The sequence below is a fragment of the Nocardioides sp. T2.26MG-1 genome, assembly GCF_950101795.1.
In the GTDB taxonomy this organism is placed as follows: domain Bacteria; phylum Actinomycetota; class Actinomycetes; order Propionibacteriales; family Nocardioidaceae; genus Nocardioides.
This window is the reverse complement of record NZ_CATNLZ010000033.1, coordinates 183,828-199,136: the sequence shown is the minus strand read 5'-3', so window position 1 is coordinate 199,136 and position 15,309 is coordinate 183,828. Positions and strand designations below refer to the sequence as shown.

The following is a 15,309-nucleotide window of genomic DNA, read 5'->3' as shown; positions in this document are numbered from 1 at the left end:
GGGGTACTGCCCGGCGTGACCGCTGACCTCGTGTACGTCGTCGCCGGGGGCAGCCTGCTCCTGGCGATCGTCCTGCCCGAGCTGCTCGACCGGTGGGCGGTGTCGGCGCCGATGGTGTTGGTGGCGGTGGGCATCGGGCTCGGGCTGACGCCGCTGCCGGACGGGATGCCGCTCGACCCGCAGGCGAACCGGGCCACGATCGAGCACGTCACCGAGCTCGCCGTCCTGGTCGCGCTGATGGGTGTCGGCCTCGCGATCGACCGCCCGCTGAACCCCCGGGTCCGGGCGTCGTGGGCCCGGTGGGGCACCACCTGGCGGCTGCTCGGCATCACGATGCCGCTGTGCATCGGCGCGGTCGCGCTCCTCGCCTGGGGCGCCGGCATCGCGCCCGCCGCCGCGCTGCTGCTCGGCGCGGTGCTCGCGCCCACCGATCCCGTGCTCGCCTCCGACGTCCAGGTCGCCGGACCCCAGACCGGCGACCACGAGGTGGACGAGTCCGACGAGCTGCGGTTCACGCTGACCTCGGAGGCCGGCCTCAACGACGGGCTGGCGTTCCCGTTCGTGTACGCCGCGATCCTGCTGGCCACCGAGGGCGCGGTGTCGGGCTGGGCGCTGGAGTGGGTCGGCCTCTACCTGGTCGCCAAGGTGGCGATCGGGGTCGTCGTCGGGATCGTGGTCGGCCGGGTGCTCTCGTGGATCGCGTTCCGCTCCGCGAGCCGCTCGCTCCGGGTCGCCGAGCGCGGGGAGTCGCTGCTCGCGCTGGCGGCCCTCGTGACGGCGTACGGCGTCGGCGAGGTCGCCGGTGGCTACGGGTTCCTCTCGGTGTTCGTGTGCGCGATGACGTTCCGCTCCGCCGAGCGGTCCCACGACTACCACGCGGCCATGCACGAGGTGGCCGAGCGCCTCGAGCGGCTGCTGACCCTGTTCGTGCTCCTGGTGCTCGGCATCGCGCTGAGCCGAGGCCTCCTGGGCGGGCTGGACTGGCGCGGCGTCGCGATCGGGCTCGCGCTGCTGCTGGTGATCCGCCCGGTGGCCGGGCTGGTGGCACTCACGCCCTGGTCGCAGCAGGAGCAGCCGCCGCTGACCTCGGGGCAGCGCTGGGCCGCGGCGTTCTTCGGCGTCCGCGGGGTGGGGTCGATCTACTACCTTGCGTACGCCGCCGGCCAGGCCGCCGAGCTCGGCTCGGACTGGCTGTGGTCGACGGTGTCGTTCACCGTGGTCGCTTCGGTGCTGCTGCACGGCGTGCTCGCCTCGCCGGTGATGAGCCGCGTGGGCGATCCCGGCACCAGCTGACCCAGGCGGGCGGCCCGGCCGAGGGTCACCAGTCGAGTCGTCGGACCAGGTGGTCCCAGTCGACGGCCGAGCCGGTGCGCACCCCCGGGGCGAGCCGGGTCGAGACCACGGTGGGATCCCGCCGCTCGAGCTCGTCGAGGTAGGCGCCCCGCCGCTCCACCAGCCGGAGCGCCTCGTCGGCCGGCGCCGGTCGGTGCAGCGCGGCCTCGGTGTCCTGCCACTCGTCCCACAGCTGCTCGTCGGTGAGCGTGCTCCACCGCGGCGGTGGGACGTAACCCGGTGCCGCGTAGGCGAGCCACCGGATCACGGTCTCCCAGGCCTTCATGGCTCAGGCCGCGTGGTCGTGCTGAGGCGGGGCAGCGGTATCGGCTCCGTCCAGACCCGCGCGGGGCTCGATGCGGTCCCCGGTGTCGGCGTGCTCGGCCGGCTGACTCGACGGCTGACTCGACGGCCGGCTCGACGGCCGGCTCGACGGCCGGTCCTCGCGGGTGAGCATGCCGGCGGCCGCGAGCGTGCCGGTCGCGAGCACCACGACGATGATGGCCGCGGTCGCGATGAACCAGATCAGGTATCCGAGGTCGGACATGGGGGTAATCTCCTCTCGTTCACTAGAAACAACGATACGCGTAGCGTTTCGTATTCCCCAGGTGGTGTCGATGTCGCCGTCCGAGTCCGCTCCACAGCACCCGCGACGCGGGCGCCCACGTCAGCAGGTGGTCGACGAGCGTCTCGCCGTGGCCGTGCTCGACCTGCTGCGGACCCGCGGGCCGGTGGCCGTCACCATGGAGGCCGTCGCGGAACGGGCGGGGGTCGCCAAGACGACCGTCTATCGCCGCCACGCCAACCGGGCCGAGCTCTTGGCCTCGGTGCTGAGCCGTGCCGTCGGCGACGTGAAGGCGCTGCCGGACGGTACGGTGCGCGACAAGATCCGCGGTGCCCTGGACCAGGTCTGGAGTCACATGGTCGACGTGCTCGGTCCGGGGGGCCTGGCGGCGATGATGACCGACGCGGACCCCGAGTTCACGGCCCTCTTCCGCGCCTCGCTACGCCCCTACGAGGACGCGCTCGTGACCCGCATCCGTGACGACGCGGCGGCCGGACTGCTGCGACCCGACGTCGACGCCGACGGCGTGGTCAGCCTGTTCGTGGGCGCCTACCTGGGCGAGCTGGTCAGACGCGGACGGGTCGCCGACGACTGGCGCGACCGGGCCCTCGAGATGATGTGGACGGTCCTCGCGGCACCGGCCGACGACGATCGCCGGCCGGACCGCTGACCGGCCCCGTTCACCGCAGGTGGATCGTGTGTGCCTGGTGCCTGCCGTTCCTCCCGGTGACGACCAGCAGGGCGTGGTCGATGCGGCCGGCGCGCAATGCGGCGCGGGCAGTGCGGGTGGCGACCAGCCGGACCGTGGAGTGCGCGCCGACGGTCGCCTCTGCCCGGGCGAGCAGCGCTCCCCGGTGCAGGCCGGCGACCCGGTGGCTTGCGACCAACCTCAGCGAGACGTGGCGTCGAACGTCGCTCTCCAGCTGGACGCGCACGCTCGTGCGGCCCGCGGTCGTCGCGACCCAGCCCGCGCCGGAGGTGTCGATGCCGGTCGCGCTCACGGTGAGGCTCGCGGTGGAGGCGTTGTCGAACTGCGCGGCGTCCGGGCTGGTCGTCGACACCGTGGCGGTGTTGTCGACGCGCCGGACCGCCTCCTGAGCGGCGGTGGTCCGCACGTCCAGGCACAGCAGGCCGTAGTCGACCGTGAGCGGGCTCGCGGTGGGGTTGTAGAACCGGAAGACCCGGGTGACCGGCTGCGGGTCGTTGCCCAGCGGCAGGGTGCCGTGCGGGTCGACCCACGCGACGATGCCCTTCGCACCGTCGCGGCACGTGAGGCTCCGCTCTGCGACCGTGCCCGGGTCGACCACGACGTGGCCCGACCGGTCGGAGGTGAGCAGCTCGTGGGTGTGACCCTGGGTGACGCCCAGGGTCGTGCGCAGGCACCGGGCCGTCAGCACGACGAGGGCATCGGTCGTGACGTCCGCGGAGAACCTGCGGCCCTCGGCGGTCGGCCGGCTCTGGACGACGCCGTCACCGCTCAGGATCGCGAAGCCGGGCGCGATCGCGACCGTGCCGGGCCCGCACGAGAGGTCGGCGGTGTGCGGGCCGGCCGACCACGCCTGAGTCGTGGTGAGCACGTCGGAGACGACGACCGGATGCGTGTGGTCCTCGCCGGACACGGTCCGGTCGGTCATGCACACGACGTTGACCTTGGCCTGGACCTGGCCGGTGGCGTCGTTGCGCACGGTGCCGGTCCACCCGCGGCCGTCGGCCGTCGTGGCCGAGGCGAGGACGGCGGCGTCCTCCCACGTGCCGGTGCCCTGGTCGACGTGGTCGAGCCGGACGCTGCCGTCCGTGGCGAGGTAGCCGGCCGGGCACGCCGTGGTCGCCGAGGACGTCTGCCCGGCGGCGACCGAGAGGTGGCTCTCGACCTTGGTGACGTCCACGAGGTGGTCGTGGGTCGTGACCGTGCTCGGCAGCAGGCTGACCCGCACGGTCACGGTCACCGACCGCTCCTCGTCGGGGCCGATCGTGCCGAGCGGGCAGGTGACGGCCGGCGCGGCGTAGGTGCACGCGGGGCTCGCCGAGACGAAGGCGGTGCCGGCGGGCAGGACGTCGGTGACGACCACGTCGCGGGCCTCGCCCGCCCCGCTGTTGACCGCGCGCAGCGTGAAGGTGACCAGGTCGCCGGGGGCGGCCAGCGAGATGTTCGTGGTCTTGACGATCGCCAGGTCGGCCGGCACCGGGGTGCCCGGGCCGGTGGGGACGTCGGCGTCGTCGGCGTCGGACACGTCCGGGCCGTCGGGCGGGGTGCCGGTGGCCGTGGCCAGGTTGTGCACCACGCCGGCGGCCACGTCGGCCGCGGTCACGACGTACGTCGGGGGTGCGAGCAGGGCACAGGTCGTCGCCTCACCGGGGGCGAGCGTCGAGACGCACGGCGCCGCGGCCAGTCCGAGCAGCCCATCGGAGATCGTGACGTCGGTCAGCGTCGTGATGCCGACGTTGGTGACGGTGAAGCCGTAGGTCAGGGTCTCTCCGAGCGAGCCGCGGGCGTCGGCGTCGGGGGAGTCGGTGACGGTCTTCACCAGGTGGATGGCCGGCCGCGTCGGCACGACCGGGTCGCACCCCTCGACCCAGAAGACCTTGGACTTCTTGTCCGCGCCCTGCGAGCCGGGCGTATGGACGGTGAGCTTGACGTGGTAGCCCTGCTGGGCGTGGGGCGCCCCGTGGAAGGCCAGCACGTAGGTCTCCCGGCCGTCGAGGCCGGGGGTGGTGCCGGCGCCGGTGGCCGGGTCGGCGCCCACGAACACCGCGGCCGGGCCCGTCACGTCGAGGACGACGTCGTCGGTGGGCGCCTGCATCTCGAACGTGACCAGCGAGATGATGTCCGGCCCCTGGTCGAAGCCGTACCACTCCACGTCGAAGCTGCAGCCCACGTGCGGGTCGTTGTCCGGCGCGCCGTCGAGGTCGCCGTGCTCGGCGATCTTGACCGTGCCGTTGTTCCCGGGCGGGTCGGTGGTCGCCCGGGCCGGGCCGGCGAACGGAGCGACCGGGACGACGACGAGCGCGAGCGCGACCGCCGTCCCCACAAGCGCGCTGACGGCGACGTGCAGGCGTGCGGTGGTGCTGCGACCAGTCATGACCACGGCTGGATCCCCCTCGTTCCATCGGTGGCGACGGGACGAGGTGGCCGCGTGCGGTTCGTCATGACCCCCGACGCACCTGCGTGCGCCCGGACCCCCCGTCCTGACTCTTCGAGGCTACCCCCGGGAGCGCCCGGCGTCCCCGGAACGACCGTTCACCGGCAGCTGGTGCAGACCGGTGACACGCGCCGCCCCCGTAGCCTGGACCGCGTCATGCTCTGCTCCCACTTCGACGCCGGTCGGTGCCGCTCGTGCACCTGGCTGGGCACGCCGTACGGCGAGCAGCTCGCCGAGAAGCAGCGCCTGGTGGAGGAGCTGCTGGCCGGGCACCCCGGGACGGCCTGGCTGCCGCCGGCCGCCAGCGCCCAGCTGGGCATCCGCAACAAGGCCAAGATGGTGGTCAGCGGCACCGTGGAGGATCCGACGCTGGGCATCCTCAACCCGGCCGGCGCCGGGGTCGACCTGCGCGACTGCCCGCTGCACACACCGGGCATCCAGGCCGCGCTGCCCGAGCTCGCGGCGTTCGTGACCCGGGCCGCGCTGACGCCGTACGACGTCGCGGCGCGCCGCGGTGAGCTGAAGTACCTGCTGGTGACCGAGTCGGCCGACGGTGAGCTGATGGTGCGCTTCGTGCTGCGCTCCCAGGAGCCGGTCGCCCGGATCCGCAAGCACCTGCCCGCGCTGCTCGAGCGGCTGCCGGCGGTCATGGTGGCGTCGGTGAACCTGCAGCCCGAGCACAAGGCGGTGCTGGAGGGCGAGCGCGAGATCGTGCTCACAGGCCAGGAGTCGCTGCGGATGCGCGTCGGTGGCGTGGCCCTGCACCTGCGGCCGCAGAGCTTCTTCCAGACCAACACCGCGATGGCGGCCGAGCTCTACCGGCTGGCCCGCCGCTGGGTCGGCGAGGTCGCGCCGCGGACCGTGTGGGACCTCTACTGCGGGGTGGGCGGCTTCGCGCTCGGCCTGGCGGGCCCCGGCCGCGAGATCCTCGGCGTCGAGATCAGCCGCGAGGCGGTCGCGAGTGCGGAGCGGACTCGGGACGAGGCCGGGCTGTCCGGGGTGCGGTTCGAGGCGGGGGACGCGACGGCGTACGCGCTCGGGAGCGGGGCGCCGCCCGACCTGGTGGTCGTGAACCCGCCGCGTCGGGGCATCGGATCCGAGCTGTCCGGCTGGCTCGAGGCCTCGGGGGTGCGGCACGTCCTCTACTCCAGCTGCAACGCGCAGACGCTGGTGCGCGACCTGGAGTCGATGCCGGCGCTGCGGCCGGTCCGCGGGCAGCTGCTGGACATGTTCCCCAACACCGCCCACTACGAGGTGCTCGTGCTGTTGGAGCGGGCGTGAGCGCGCCCCGCGACCGGCTCGAGGAGGAGCGGCGCCGTACGACGGCGCGGCTCGCCGCGCTGCGCGGCGACTACCGCGGGTTCGTCGACGCCTCCCGCGACACCAACGCCGACGACGAGCACGACCCGGAGGGCGCGACGATCGCGTTCGAGCGCGAGCAGGTCGCGGCGCTGGTGCGCCAGGCCGAGCAGCACCTGGCCGAGGTGGAGGCCGCACTGGCCCGGGTCGAGGACGGTACCTACGGACGCTGCGTGGTCTGCGGGCGGCCGATCCCCGAGGAGCGGCTCGAGGTGCGGCCGACCGCGGCCGCCTGCGTCGGCTGCGCCTGAGGCGCCGGCCGGGCCCTGGTCCGGCGGGCGCTATTTGGGCGGCAGCGTGCGCGCGTAGCCGGCGCCGATCTCGGCCCAGCGCTCGAGCGCATCGTCGTCGGTGACGCCGCCGGGCTCGACACGCAGCCAGCCGCGCATCTCCCGGTCGCGCATCACGAAGGGGCTGGTGTGCGGCTCGCCCAGCAGCTCCTCGGTGCGCTCCGGGTCGGCGCGGAGCAGCAGCCCGCCCTCCCGGCTCGCCGCGACCGCCATGTTGCCGTGGACCAGGAACGCCAGGCCCCCGAACATCTTCCGCTCGCTGAGGCCGGGCTCCCCGGTGAGGATCTCGCGGAGCCGGGCGGCGAGCTGCTCGTCGTACGTCACGGGACCTAAGTCTCGTGCTTTCCGTCCCCGAGCGGGAGCACACTGGCGATATGCGTACGACTCGGGTTGCTACCTCCCTGGCCGCCCTCGCGCTGGTGGCGGGGGCGGCGCCGCCGGCGGGCGCGGAGCCGCCCACCACGCTCACGGTCCAGGACCCGGTCGAGCCCGGCAAGGCCTTCGACGTCGTGTCCGTGACCATCACCTCCGCCCCCGCCGAGGGGCGCAAGGCGACGATCGCGATCCAGCACGACCGGCGCGTGAAGGTCGGGGACGCGATCGACGCGTGGGTCGACACCGACGCCGACTGGGTGCCGGACCTGTTCATCACCGGGCCGTCGTTCTCCGAGTACGCCGTCTACGAGACCGACTCCTGGACCAGCGAGGGCGACGAGATCACCGACCAGGGCTGCGCGTCGCTAAAGATGGACCGGCGCCGCTCGGTGCTGCGCGTCGACCCTAGCTGCCTGGCGCCGTCGAAGCGGTTCTCGGCGTCCGTGCGCTCCTACGTGATGCACAAGCCGGCGCGCACCGACGACTACGTGCCGGCCAAGCACCGGTTCTCCAAGCGGGTGCTGTCCTACCTGCCTCAGTGACCTCCCTGATCGACCGGGCGGGGTGCGTGCCAGACTCGCGAGCATGGAGCAGCGCACCCTGGGCAGGACCGGCCGTCCGGTCTCCGTCGTCGGTCTCGGCACCTGGCAGCTGGGCGCGGACTGGGGTGATGTCACCGAGGACGACGCCCTCGCCGTGCTGGCCGCCTCGACCGACGCCGGCGTCACGTTCTTCGACACCGCCGACGTGTACGGCGACGGCCGCAGCGAGCAGGTGATCGGCCGGTTCCTGCGCGACCATCCCGAGGTCACCGTGGCGACCAAGATGGGCCGCCGCATGGACCAGGTGCCCGAGAACTACACGCTGGACAACTTCCGGGCGTGGACCGACCGCTCGCGGCGCAACCTCGGCGTGGACACGCTCGACCTGGTGCAGCTGCACTGCCCGCCGGGCGCGGTCATCGACGCGGACGCGACGTACGACGACCTCGACACGCTGGTCGCCGCCGGTGCGATCGCGGCGTACGGCGTGAGCGTCGAGACCGTCGACCAGGCGCTGTCGGCGATCGCCCGGCCGAACGTCGCCTCGATCCAGATCATCCTCAACGCGTTCCGGCTCAAGCCCCTCGACCGGGTGCTCCCGGCCGCGGCCGAGGCGGGGGTCGCGATCATCGCGCGGGTGCCGCTCGCGTCAGGGCTGCTCTCCGGCCGCTACGACGAGCACACGACGTTCGCCGCCGACGACCACCGCACCTACAACCGCGACGGCAGCGCGTTCGACGTGGGTGAGACGTTCTCCGGCGTCGACTTCGAGGCCGGGGTGCGCGCGGCGCAGGAGTTCAGCGCGCTGGTTCGCGACCTCGGCGTCACGCCCGCGCAGGCCGCGCTCGCCTGGGTCGTCCAGCAGCCGGGCGTCACCACGGTGATCCCGGGTGCCCGCAACGCCGAGCAGGCCCGCGCCAACGCGGCTGCCGGCAGCATCGACCCGCTGCCCCAGGCCGTGCTCGACGCCGTGACGCGGATCTACGACACCTACTTCCGCGCCGCGATCCACGGCCGCTGGTAACAGTCGGCTCAGGCCTGGGCGTCGGCGAACTCGCAGAATGCGTCGTAGGCGCGGGGGCCGTAGATGGTGGCCGGGCCGCCCTTCATCAGGAACGTGACGCCGATCGCCTCGGCCGCCTCCTGCTTGCTGGCACCGGCCTTGGCGGCCGCCTGCGCGTGCGAGGCGATGCATCCGTCGCAGCCCTCGACCACGCCGATCGCGACCGCGATCAGCTCCTTGATGCGGGTGTCGAGCGCGCCCGCGGCGAACGCGGCGCGGTGCAGCTCGCCGAAGCCCTTGTAGACGTCGGGCACGGCCTGGCGCAGTTGGCGGTGGAGGGGAGAGAGGGCGTCGAGCACGTCCTTGCCGTGGGCGTGCTCGGTCGTGGTGGCGGTCGTCATGCCCGCGACTATATACCCCCGGGGGTATCCGTCGCGAATCCCCGGACCTCCTCAGGCGAGCAGCTTGCGCAGGCGGGCGTGGTGTTGGAACCGGCGGCGGCGGCGCAGGCCGGCCCGGTCGCCGGCGTGCGCCCGGCCGAACTCGTCGACCCGCAGCTGGGCGAGCATGAGAGCGGCGGTCGGGTCGGGGATGGAGATCGAGGCGATCATCGGGTGCTCCTGGCGGGCTCGTGGCTGATGACGCCACGCTGCGCGCCTGAGGTGGGGCGAGGCATCCGGAGATCGCCCTACTTCCGCCGACCAGCTACCTCAGACTGGATGCCACCTGGCTCTAGCCATACCCCGAGGGGGTATGTTACGGTCCTTCACGTGATACCCCCTTGGGGTATATCGTCCGGATCGAACGAGGAGAGAGACATGTCCACCACGCACATCTACCGCGTCAACGGGATGACCTGCGGCCACTGCGTCGGCGCCGTCACCCGCGAGGTGACCGCGCTGGAGCCCGTCACCGAGGTCCACGTCGAGCTCGAGACCGGCGACGTGACCGTCCAGTCCACCCGCCCGCTCACCCACGACGAGATCGCGGCGGCCATCGACGAGGCCGGCTACGAGCTGGTCTCCTGACGCCGAGGACGCACCGATGACCACCACGACCCCGACGACCACCGAGAGCACCCTCGACATCGAGGGCATGACCTGCGCGTCGTGCGTCGGCCGAGTCCAGAAGGCGCTCTCGCGTGTCGACGGCGTCGTGGAGGCCTCGGTCAACCTGGCCACCGAGACGGCCGCGGTCACCTACGACCCCGCGGTCGTCGCCCCTGAGGTGCTGAGCGCCGCCGTCGAGAAGGCGGGGTACGCCGGCACCGTCCGCCCGCCGGCCAAGCCGGCGGGCCCGAGCGCCCCGGACGCACCTGCGCCGGCGGAGGCCGCCGACCCGATCGCCGAGCTCGACGCGCGCCGCGACGTCGAGATCGCCCGGCTGCGACGCAAGTGGCAGGTGACCCTGGTCGTCGGGCTCGCGCTGATGGGCGTGATGTACCTGCCGGTCCACATCGACACGATGGACTGGCTGATGCCGCTGCTCCTCGTGGTCGCGACCGTCACGCAGTTCTGGGCCGGGCGCGAGATCTACCAGCGGGCCTGGCAGAACGCCAAGCACCGGTCGTCGAGCATGGACACGCTGGTCGCGCTCGGCACCGGCGTCGCCTACGCCTACAGCGCGTTCGTGACGCTGTGGCCGGGCCAGGCCGAGCGCTGGGGGCTGCCGCTCCACCTCTACTTCGAGACCGCGCTGATCGTGCTCGCGCTGGTGCTGATGGGCCGGTGGCTGGAGCTCAAGGCCAAGAAGCGCACCGCCGCCTCGATCAAGGCCCTGGTCGGGCTCGCCCCGACGACCGCGCGGGTGCTGCGCGATGGTGCCGAGGTCGACGTGCCCATCGCGCAGGTCGTCGTCGGCGACCAGGTGCGGGTCCGGCCGGGGGAGAAGCTCCCGGTCGACGGCGTGGTCGTCGAGGGCCGCTCGGCGGTCGACGAGTCGATGCTGACCGGCGAGAGCGTCCCGGTCGAGAAGGTGTCCGGGGACGCCGTGATCGGTGCCACCGTCAACACCACCGGCACCCTCGTCGTCCGCACCACCGCCGTCGGCGCGGACAGCACGCTGGCCCAGATCGTGCGGCTCGTCGAGGAGGCCCAGGGCAGCGCGCCGCCGATGCAGCGTCTCGCCGACCGGGTGTCCGCGTGGTTCGTGCCCGCGGTGCTGGTGGTCGCGCTCGCGACGTTCCTCGGCTGGCTGCTCTTCGGCCCCGAGACCGACCGGCTGGTCCTCGCGATCGGTACGACGGTCGCGGTGCTGATCATCGCCTGCCCCTGTGCCCTCGGCCTGGCCACGCCGACCGCGGTCATGGTCGGCACCGGCAAGGCCGCCGAGCTGGGCATCCTGGTCGGCGACGGCGCGGCGCTCGAGACCGCGCGGCGGCTGACCGCCATCGTGCTCGACAAGACCGGCACGATCACCCGCGGCCGCCCCGACCTCGCGGAGGTCACCACGACCGAGGGCTGGGATGCCGACGAGCTGCTCGCGCTGGTCGCGGCGGCCGAGGTCGGCAGCGAGCACCCCGTCGGTGAGGCGATCGTCCGCGGCGCACAGGAGCGCGGGCTCGCGCTGCCGGTCGTCTCGTCGTTCGACTCGGTGCCCGGCCACGGCGTGGTCGCCGAGATCGGCGGCCGCACGGTGCTGGCCGGCAACGCCGCCCACCTCGCCGAGCACGGCATCGACACCGCCTCGCTCGGGGTTGCCGGCGTCTACGTCGCCGTGGACGGCGCCTTGGCCGGGGCCGTGACCGTGGCCGACACCGTCAAGGACTCCTCGGCCGCCGCGGTGGCCGCCCTGCACGACCTCGGCCTCGAGGTCTGGATGGTCACCGGCGACAACGCCGAGACCGCACACGCGGTCGCCGGCCAGGTCGGGATCGACCACGTGATGGCCGACGTACGCCCGGCCGACAAGGCGCAGCGAGTCGCCGAGCTGCAGGCCGCCGGCCAGGTGGTCGCGATGGTCGGCGACGGCGTCAACGACGCGCCGGCCCTCGCCCAGGCCGACCTCGGCATCGCGATCGGCACCGGCACCGACGTCGCGATCGCGGCGTCCGACATCACGCTGGTCGGCGGCGACCTGCACGGCATCGTCTCCGCGATCGAGCTGTCGCGGCGCACCGTCACCACGATCAAGCAGGGTCTGGTCTGGGCCTTCGCCTACAACGTGCTGCTGGTCCCCGTCGCCGCCGGCGCCCTGTACTGGTGGGACGGGCTGCTGCTCGACCCGGTGCTCGCGAGCGCCGCGATGGCGATGAGCTCGGTCAGCGTCGTCACCAACGCGCTGCGGCTCCGCAAGCCCCCCAAGAGCCCCACCGGCTGGGGCCGGGTCATGGACTGGGGCTACCTCGCCGGCATCGCGGTCGTGGCGATCGCCGTCGGTGTCGGCTTCACCTGGCTCAGCCGCACCGACCAGGCCGAGCGCGGGATGAACGGCGTGCTCAGCTGGCAGGAGGGCATGGGCATGCCGATGCGGCCGCTGATGAGCGTGATGGAGGAGGCCGACGTGCCTCCCGTGAGCGCCGAGCACGCCGGGCTCGAGGTGGCGCTGGACGTGCCCGGCGACGTACGCCCGGGCGTGCCGACCCCGATCACCGTGACCGTCCGCGACGCCGAGACGGGCGACCCGGTTGGCGACCTGGTCCGCACCCACCAGGTGTGGATGCACCTGATCGTCACCCGCACCGACCTCGGCACCTTCGCCCACCTGCACCCCGAGCGCACCGACCAGGACGGTGTGTTCACCGTCGACGTGACGTTCCCGACGGCGGGCACCTACGCGCTGCACACCGAGATGCGCCGCGAGGGCCAGCTGTCCGACGTCATCGACGAGCAGGACGTGACCGTCGCCGGTCAGGTGCCGCCCGCCGAGACGCTGCCCGCCGGCGACGTGCGCGAGGCGACCGTCGACGGCGTGCGGATCACGCTGGCCGGCGACGCGCACGTGGACGACGTCAGCGACTTCACGCTCGGCTTCACGGACGCGGCGACCGGCGCCCCGGTCGACGACCTCGAGCCCTACCTGGGCGCCGCGGGCCACGTGGTCGTGATGCGCGAGGACGGCACCCGGTTCGGCCACCACCACGCGGAGACCTTCGACGACGAGGGCCGTCCGGTGCTGGCGCTGCCCGGCACGAAGTTCGGGCCCGAGCTCGACCTGCACGCCAGGTTCGAGGTGGCCGGCGCCTACCGGCTGTGGGCGCAGTTCCGGCTCGGCGACGGGACCGTGGTCACGGCGCCGTTCGTGGTCCACGCGAGCTGAAGTGCCGCCCCATGATGGTGGGAACAAGGGGTAACTCGGGGCTACAGCAGCCGGGCCGGCCTCAGCCGCAGTTGTCGCAGACCCCGGTCGGCGGGATCGCCATGAAGCAGGTGGGGCACACGGTCGGCGCGGCCTCGTCGCGGGCCCGCTTGCGCTCGCGCACGATGCGCTGGTCGAGCCGCGGGGACAGCGCCGGGTGGCCGCCGCTGGCGGGCATCGTCGCGCCGGCCCAGCGGTAGCACTCCATCCGGGCCGCGGCCGCGTGCTTCTCGCGGGCGACCTCGTCGGTGATGGGGTCGGCGCCGGTGAGTCGGAGCACCTCGTCGTAGTCGTCGCCCACGGCGCCGGTCTGGCGGTGCACGACCAGGGCCGTCAGCGGCGGCTCGCCGTCGACGACGTTGACCGCCGCGACCTGGGCGAGCACCCGGCTCAGCCAGTAGTGCGGGTTCTTGCTCGAGTGGATGCCGCTGGCCTCCTGCACCTGGGCGGCGAGCTCGGTGCGGTCGATCAGCTTGTGGTAGGTGCCGGCGACGCCCTTGAGGATGTCGCGGGCCGCCGCGGCCCAGGCGTCCTCGGCCTCGCCCGGCGGGACCGGGTCGGGAGCGACCTCGCTGTCCGTCGGTCGCCAGTGGGTGGTTCGCTCGACAGTCATGCGTTGTCCCGTTCCGGGCCGGGGCTCGTCGTCGTCGTCGTACGCCGTCGCCTCCGGTGTCCTTCTCCAGCCTAGTTCGCCGAACCCCGCCCGGCGATTCCTCGCGGCCCGGACGGTAGGCTGACCCCGATGAGCGACGAGGACTACTGCGAGCTGTGTGACCTGCCGAAGTCCACGTGCATCCACGGCAACCCGCCGGCCCCACCGCCGCCGACGGTGCGCAAGGCGCCGGCCTCCAGGACCGTCGTCCGCAAGTCGGCGACCACCTCCTCCCGCACGTCGGCGCCGGCCGCGCCGGCCCGTCCCGTGCGGCACCGCTGGACCCCGCCGGACGTGTTCAAGCCCGAGATCCTCGCCGTGCTGTCCGAGGCCGGCGGCGAGATGGAGCAGGACGACGTGTTCCTCGAGCTCGAGATCCGGATGGAGGAGCGGCTCACCGACGCCGACCGGGAGTTGACCCCCGAGGGCGAGCTGCGGTGGCGCTACGCCGCCCGCCGTGCCCGGCAGTCGCTGGTCGCCGAGGGCGCGATGGTCAAGGGCCGCCCCGGCATCTGGGCGCTGGCCTGATGTCGGACCTGGCCCGATGCCGGACCTGACCTGATGGAGGAGCTGAACGTCTTCGGGTCGCCGCTGGAGCCGTGCGGCACCGATCCGATGACCGGCTTCTACCGCGACGGCAGCTGCACCTGCGGGCCCGAGGACGTCGGCCTGCACGCGGTGTGCGCGGTGATGACCACGGAGTTCCTCGAGCACCAGCGCGCGGTCGGCAACGACCTGACCACGCCGCGACCCGAGCTCGGCTTCCCCGGCCTGCACCCGGGCGACCGGTGGTGTGTGGTCGCCTCCCGCTGGCTCGAGGCCTACGAGGCCGGGTTCCCCGCCCCGGTCGTGCTGGCCTCCACGAGCTCGCGCGCCATGGAGGTCATCCCCGTGGAGTACCTCGACGAGCAGGCCGTCGACGTGCCCGACGACCCGGGCGCCCTGCTGTAGGGGTCCGTCATCGGTACTCCCTGACGATCGGGCCCTTCGGTATCGATTTCGAGGGCACTTTTCGTCAGGGACTACCCCCCATCAGGGCACCACCGAGGTGCCGGGGGGCAGCGGGCGGCGGCCGGTCAGCGCGAGCAGGACGTCGACGCCCAGGCCCAGGCGCAGCGCGCTCGCGCCGGCCAGGGCGAGCGTGTCGGCGAGGGCCTCGGCCGGTGGCGTGAAGTCGAGGCCCGTGGCCCGGGCGATGTCCAGGGAGTGCACGGTCAGCTCGAAGGTCCGGGTCGGCAGGTAGTCGCTGACCCGCATCCCGCCGGCGGCGGTCTCGACCACCGGGTCGGCGCCCTCGAGCAGGTCGAGCGCCATCTCTGCCTCGTCGCGGGCCTCGCGCAGCGACGCGACCGGGTCGTCGCCGAGCGCGACGCCGGCCTCGATCCCGCGCTGGTGGACCGCGTCGCGGGCGCTCCCATGCACGGTCCGGCTGACCCGGGCGAAGTAGTCGGCGGCGTCCTCGGCGTCGACCTGCGCCGCGCGGATCTGCAGGTAGGTCGTGACGGTGACCAGGGACCGGCCGGTGTGGCCGATGAGCGCGCGCAGGTCCCACGTGCCCAGCCCGGGCTCGGCGTACCTTTCGACGGGCACCCGCTCGGCCAGGTCGAGGAACGCGGTCGCGGCGGCGGTGAAGGTCTGGCGGATCTCACCAAGGTCCATGACCTCATCTTCGGGCATCGGATCCGGCGCAGGCTCTTGACGTGACGACCGTCTCGTGGCAACTTCTGTAATCGATTCCGTAATCGATTACAGAAG

18 protein-coding genes are annotated in these 15,309 nt (G+C 73.2%); 10 read left to right on the top strand and 8 right to left on the bottom strand.

Annotated elements, in window-relative coordinates:
* The first annotated feature begins 15 nt into the window (after positions 1 to 15).
* Positions 16 to 1,293: a cation:proton antiporter domain-containing protein gene (locus QQZ14_RS19055; protein WP_284535982.1), complete on the top strand. Its 1,278-nt coding sequence runs from the start codon at positions 16 to 18 to the stop codon at positions 1,291 to 1,293.
* A 25-nt stretch (positions 1,294 to 1,318) separates the two neighbouring features.
* Here the strand turns inward: QQZ14_RS19055 and QQZ14_RS19050 are convergent, their stop codons facing one another.
* Both QQZ14_RS19050 and QQZ14_RS19045 read right to left on the bottom strand, forming a co-directional pair.
* On the bottom strand, positions 1,319 to 1,618 hold the full coding sequence (locus tag QQZ14_RS19050; protein WP_284535981.1) for a hypothetical protein: 300 nt from the start codon (positions 1,616 to 1,618) through the stop codon (positions 1,319 to 1,321).
* 3 nt (positions 1,619 to 1,621) lie between these two features.
* Positions 1,622 to 1,879, bottom strand: coding sequence for a hypothetical protein (locus tag QQZ14_RS19045; protein ID WP_284535980.1), 258 nt, complete (start codon positions 1,877 to 1,879; stop codon positions 1,622 to 1,624).
* 127 nt (positions 1,880 to 2,006) lie between these two features.
* Between QQZ14_RS19045 and QQZ14_RS19040 the strand changes: the two genes are divergently transcribed.
* Entirely contained in the window at positions 2,007 to 2,567 is a 561-nt protein-coding gene (locus QQZ14_RS19040) for a TetR/AcrR family transcriptional regulator (protein WP_284535979.1), read from the top strand.
* 10 nt (positions 2,568 to 2,577) lie between these two features.
* On the opposite strand, the gene QQZ14_RS19035 is transcribed toward QQZ14_RS19040, so the two are convergent.
* Entirely contained in the window at positions 2,578 to 4,977 is a 2,400-nt protein-coding gene (locus QQZ14_RS19035; protein WP_284535978.1) for a DUF7507 domain-containing protein, read from the bottom strand.
* Between the two features lie 216 nt (positions 4,978 to 5,193).
* Here QQZ14_RS19035 and rlmC point away from each other — a divergent pair, with 216 nt between their 5' ends.
* Together rlmC and QQZ14_RS19025 are read left to right on the top strand one after the other, a co-directional pair.
* Positions 5,194 to 6,318, top strand: coding sequence for a 23S rRNA (uracil(747)-C(5))-methyltransferase RlmC (gene rlmC, locus QQZ14_RS19030; protein WP_284535977.1), 1,125 nt, complete (start codon positions 5,194 to 5,196; stop codon positions 6,316 to 6,318).
* Positions 6,315 to 6,647 carry a TraR/DksA family transcriptional regulator gene (locus tag QQZ14_RS19025; RefSeq protein WP_284535976.1) on the top strand — a complete coding sequence of 111 codons (333 nt, stop codon included), beginning with the start codon at positions 6,315 to 6,317 and terminating at the stop codon, positions 6,645 to 6,647. The genes rlmC and QQZ14_RS19025 overlap by 4 nt, the downstream gene beginning before the upstream one ends.
* Before the next feature lie 30 nt (positions 6,648 to 6,677).
* Here QQZ14_RS19025 and QQZ14_RS19020 read toward each other — a convergent pair whose 3' ends face one another.
* Positions 6,678 to 7,010 carry a TfoX/Sxy family protein gene (locus QQZ14_RS19020; protein WP_284535975.1) on the bottom strand — a complete coding sequence of 111 codons (333 nt, stop codon included), beginning with the start codon at positions 7,008 to 7,010 and terminating at the stop codon, positions 6,678 to 6,680.
* Between the two features lie 50 nt (positions 7,011 to 7,060).
* On the opposite strand from QQZ14_RS19020, the gene QQZ14_RS19015 reads away from it, so the two are divergent.
* Together QQZ14_RS19015 and QQZ14_RS19010 are read left to right on the top strand one after the other, a co-directional pair.
* Positions 7,061 to 7,603 carry a hypothetical protein gene (locus QQZ14_RS19015; RefSeq protein WP_284535974.1) on the top strand — a complete coding sequence of 181 codons (543 nt, stop codon included), beginning with the start codon at positions 7,061 to 7,063 and terminating at the stop codon, positions 7,601 to 7,603.
* A 43-nt stretch (positions 7,604 to 7,646) separates the two neighbouring features.
* On the top strand, positions 7,647 to 8,627 hold the full coding sequence (locus QQZ14_RS19010) for an aldo/keto reductase (protein WP_284535973.1): 981 nt from the start codon (positions 7,647 to 7,649) through the stop codon (positions 8,625 to 8,627).
* A gap of 8 nt (positions 8,628 to 8,635) precedes the next feature.
* Here QQZ14_RS19010 and QQZ14_RS19005 read toward each other — a convergent pair whose 3' ends face one another.
* Both QQZ14_RS19005 and QQZ14_RS19000 read right to left on the bottom strand, forming a co-directional pair.
* Positions 8,636 to 9,007, bottom strand: a complete 372-nt coding sequence (locus QQZ14_RS19005; protein WP_284535972.1) for a carboxymuconolactone decarboxylase family protein — start codon at positions 9,005 to 9,007, stop codon at positions 8,636 to 8,638.
* 51 nt (positions 9,008 to 9,058) lie between these two features.
* Entirely contained in the window at positions 9,059 to 9,217 is a 159-nt protein-coding gene (locus QQZ14_RS19000) for a hypothetical protein (protein ID WP_284535971.1), read from the bottom strand.
* Positions 9,218 to 9,424: 207 nt separating this feature from the next.
* Here QQZ14_RS19000 and QQZ14_RS18995 point away from each other — a divergent pair, with 207 nt between their 5' ends.
* Both QQZ14_RS18995 and QQZ14_RS18990 read left to right on the top strand, forming a co-directional pair.
* Positions 9,425 to 9,634, top strand: coding sequence for a heavy-metal-associated domain-containing protein (locus tag QQZ14_RS18995; protein ID WP_284535970.1), 210 nt, complete (start codon positions 9,425 to 9,427; stop codon positions 9,632 to 9,634).
* 16 nt (positions 9,635 to 9,650) lie between these two features.
* Positions 9,651 to 12,863: a heavy metal translocating P-type ATPase gene (locus tag QQZ14_RS18990; RefSeq protein ID WP_284535969.1), complete on the top strand. Its 3,213-nt coding sequence runs from the start codon at positions 9,651 to 9,653 to the stop codon at positions 12,861 to 12,863.
* 61 nt (positions 12,864 to 12,924) lie between these two features.
* Here the strand turns inward: QQZ14_RS18990 and QQZ14_RS18985 are convergent, their stop codons facing one another.
* Complete coding sequence (locus QQZ14_RS18985) at positions 12,925 to 13,515, bottom strand: hypothetical protein (protein ID WP_284535968.1); 591 nt, start codon at positions 13,513 to 13,515, stop codon at positions 12,925 to 12,927.
* Between the two features lie 129 nt (positions 13,516 to 13,644).
* On the opposite strand from QQZ14_RS18985, the gene QQZ14_RS18980 reads away from it, so the two are divergent.
* Together QQZ14_RS18980 and QQZ14_RS18975 are read left to right on the top strand one after the other, a co-directional pair.
* Positions 13,645 to 14,082 (top strand): hypothetical protein, encoded by a 438-nt coding sequence (locus tag QQZ14_RS18980; RefSeq protein ID WP_284535967.1) that lies wholly within the window; start codon positions 13,645 to 13,647, stop codon positions 14,080 to 14,082.
* 33 nt (positions 14,083 to 14,115) lie between these two features.
* Positions 14,116 to 14,505, top strand: coding sequence for a DUF2237 family protein (locus tag QQZ14_RS18975; RefSeq protein ID WP_284535966.1), 390 nt, complete (start codon positions 14,116 to 14,118; stop codon positions 14,503 to 14,505).
* A gap of 81 nt (positions 14,506 to 14,586) precedes the next feature.
* Here QQZ14_RS18975 and QQZ14_RS18970 read toward each other — a convergent pair whose 3' ends face one another.
* Positions 14,587 to 15,213 carry a maleylpyruvate isomerase N-terminal domain-containing protein gene (locus tag QQZ14_RS18970; protein WP_284535965.1) on the bottom strand — a complete coding sequence of 209 codons (627 nt, stop codon included), beginning with the start codon at positions 15,211 to 15,213 and terminating at the stop codon, positions 14,587 to 14,589.
* Between the last annotated feature and the right edge of the window lie 96 nt (positions 15,214 to 15,309).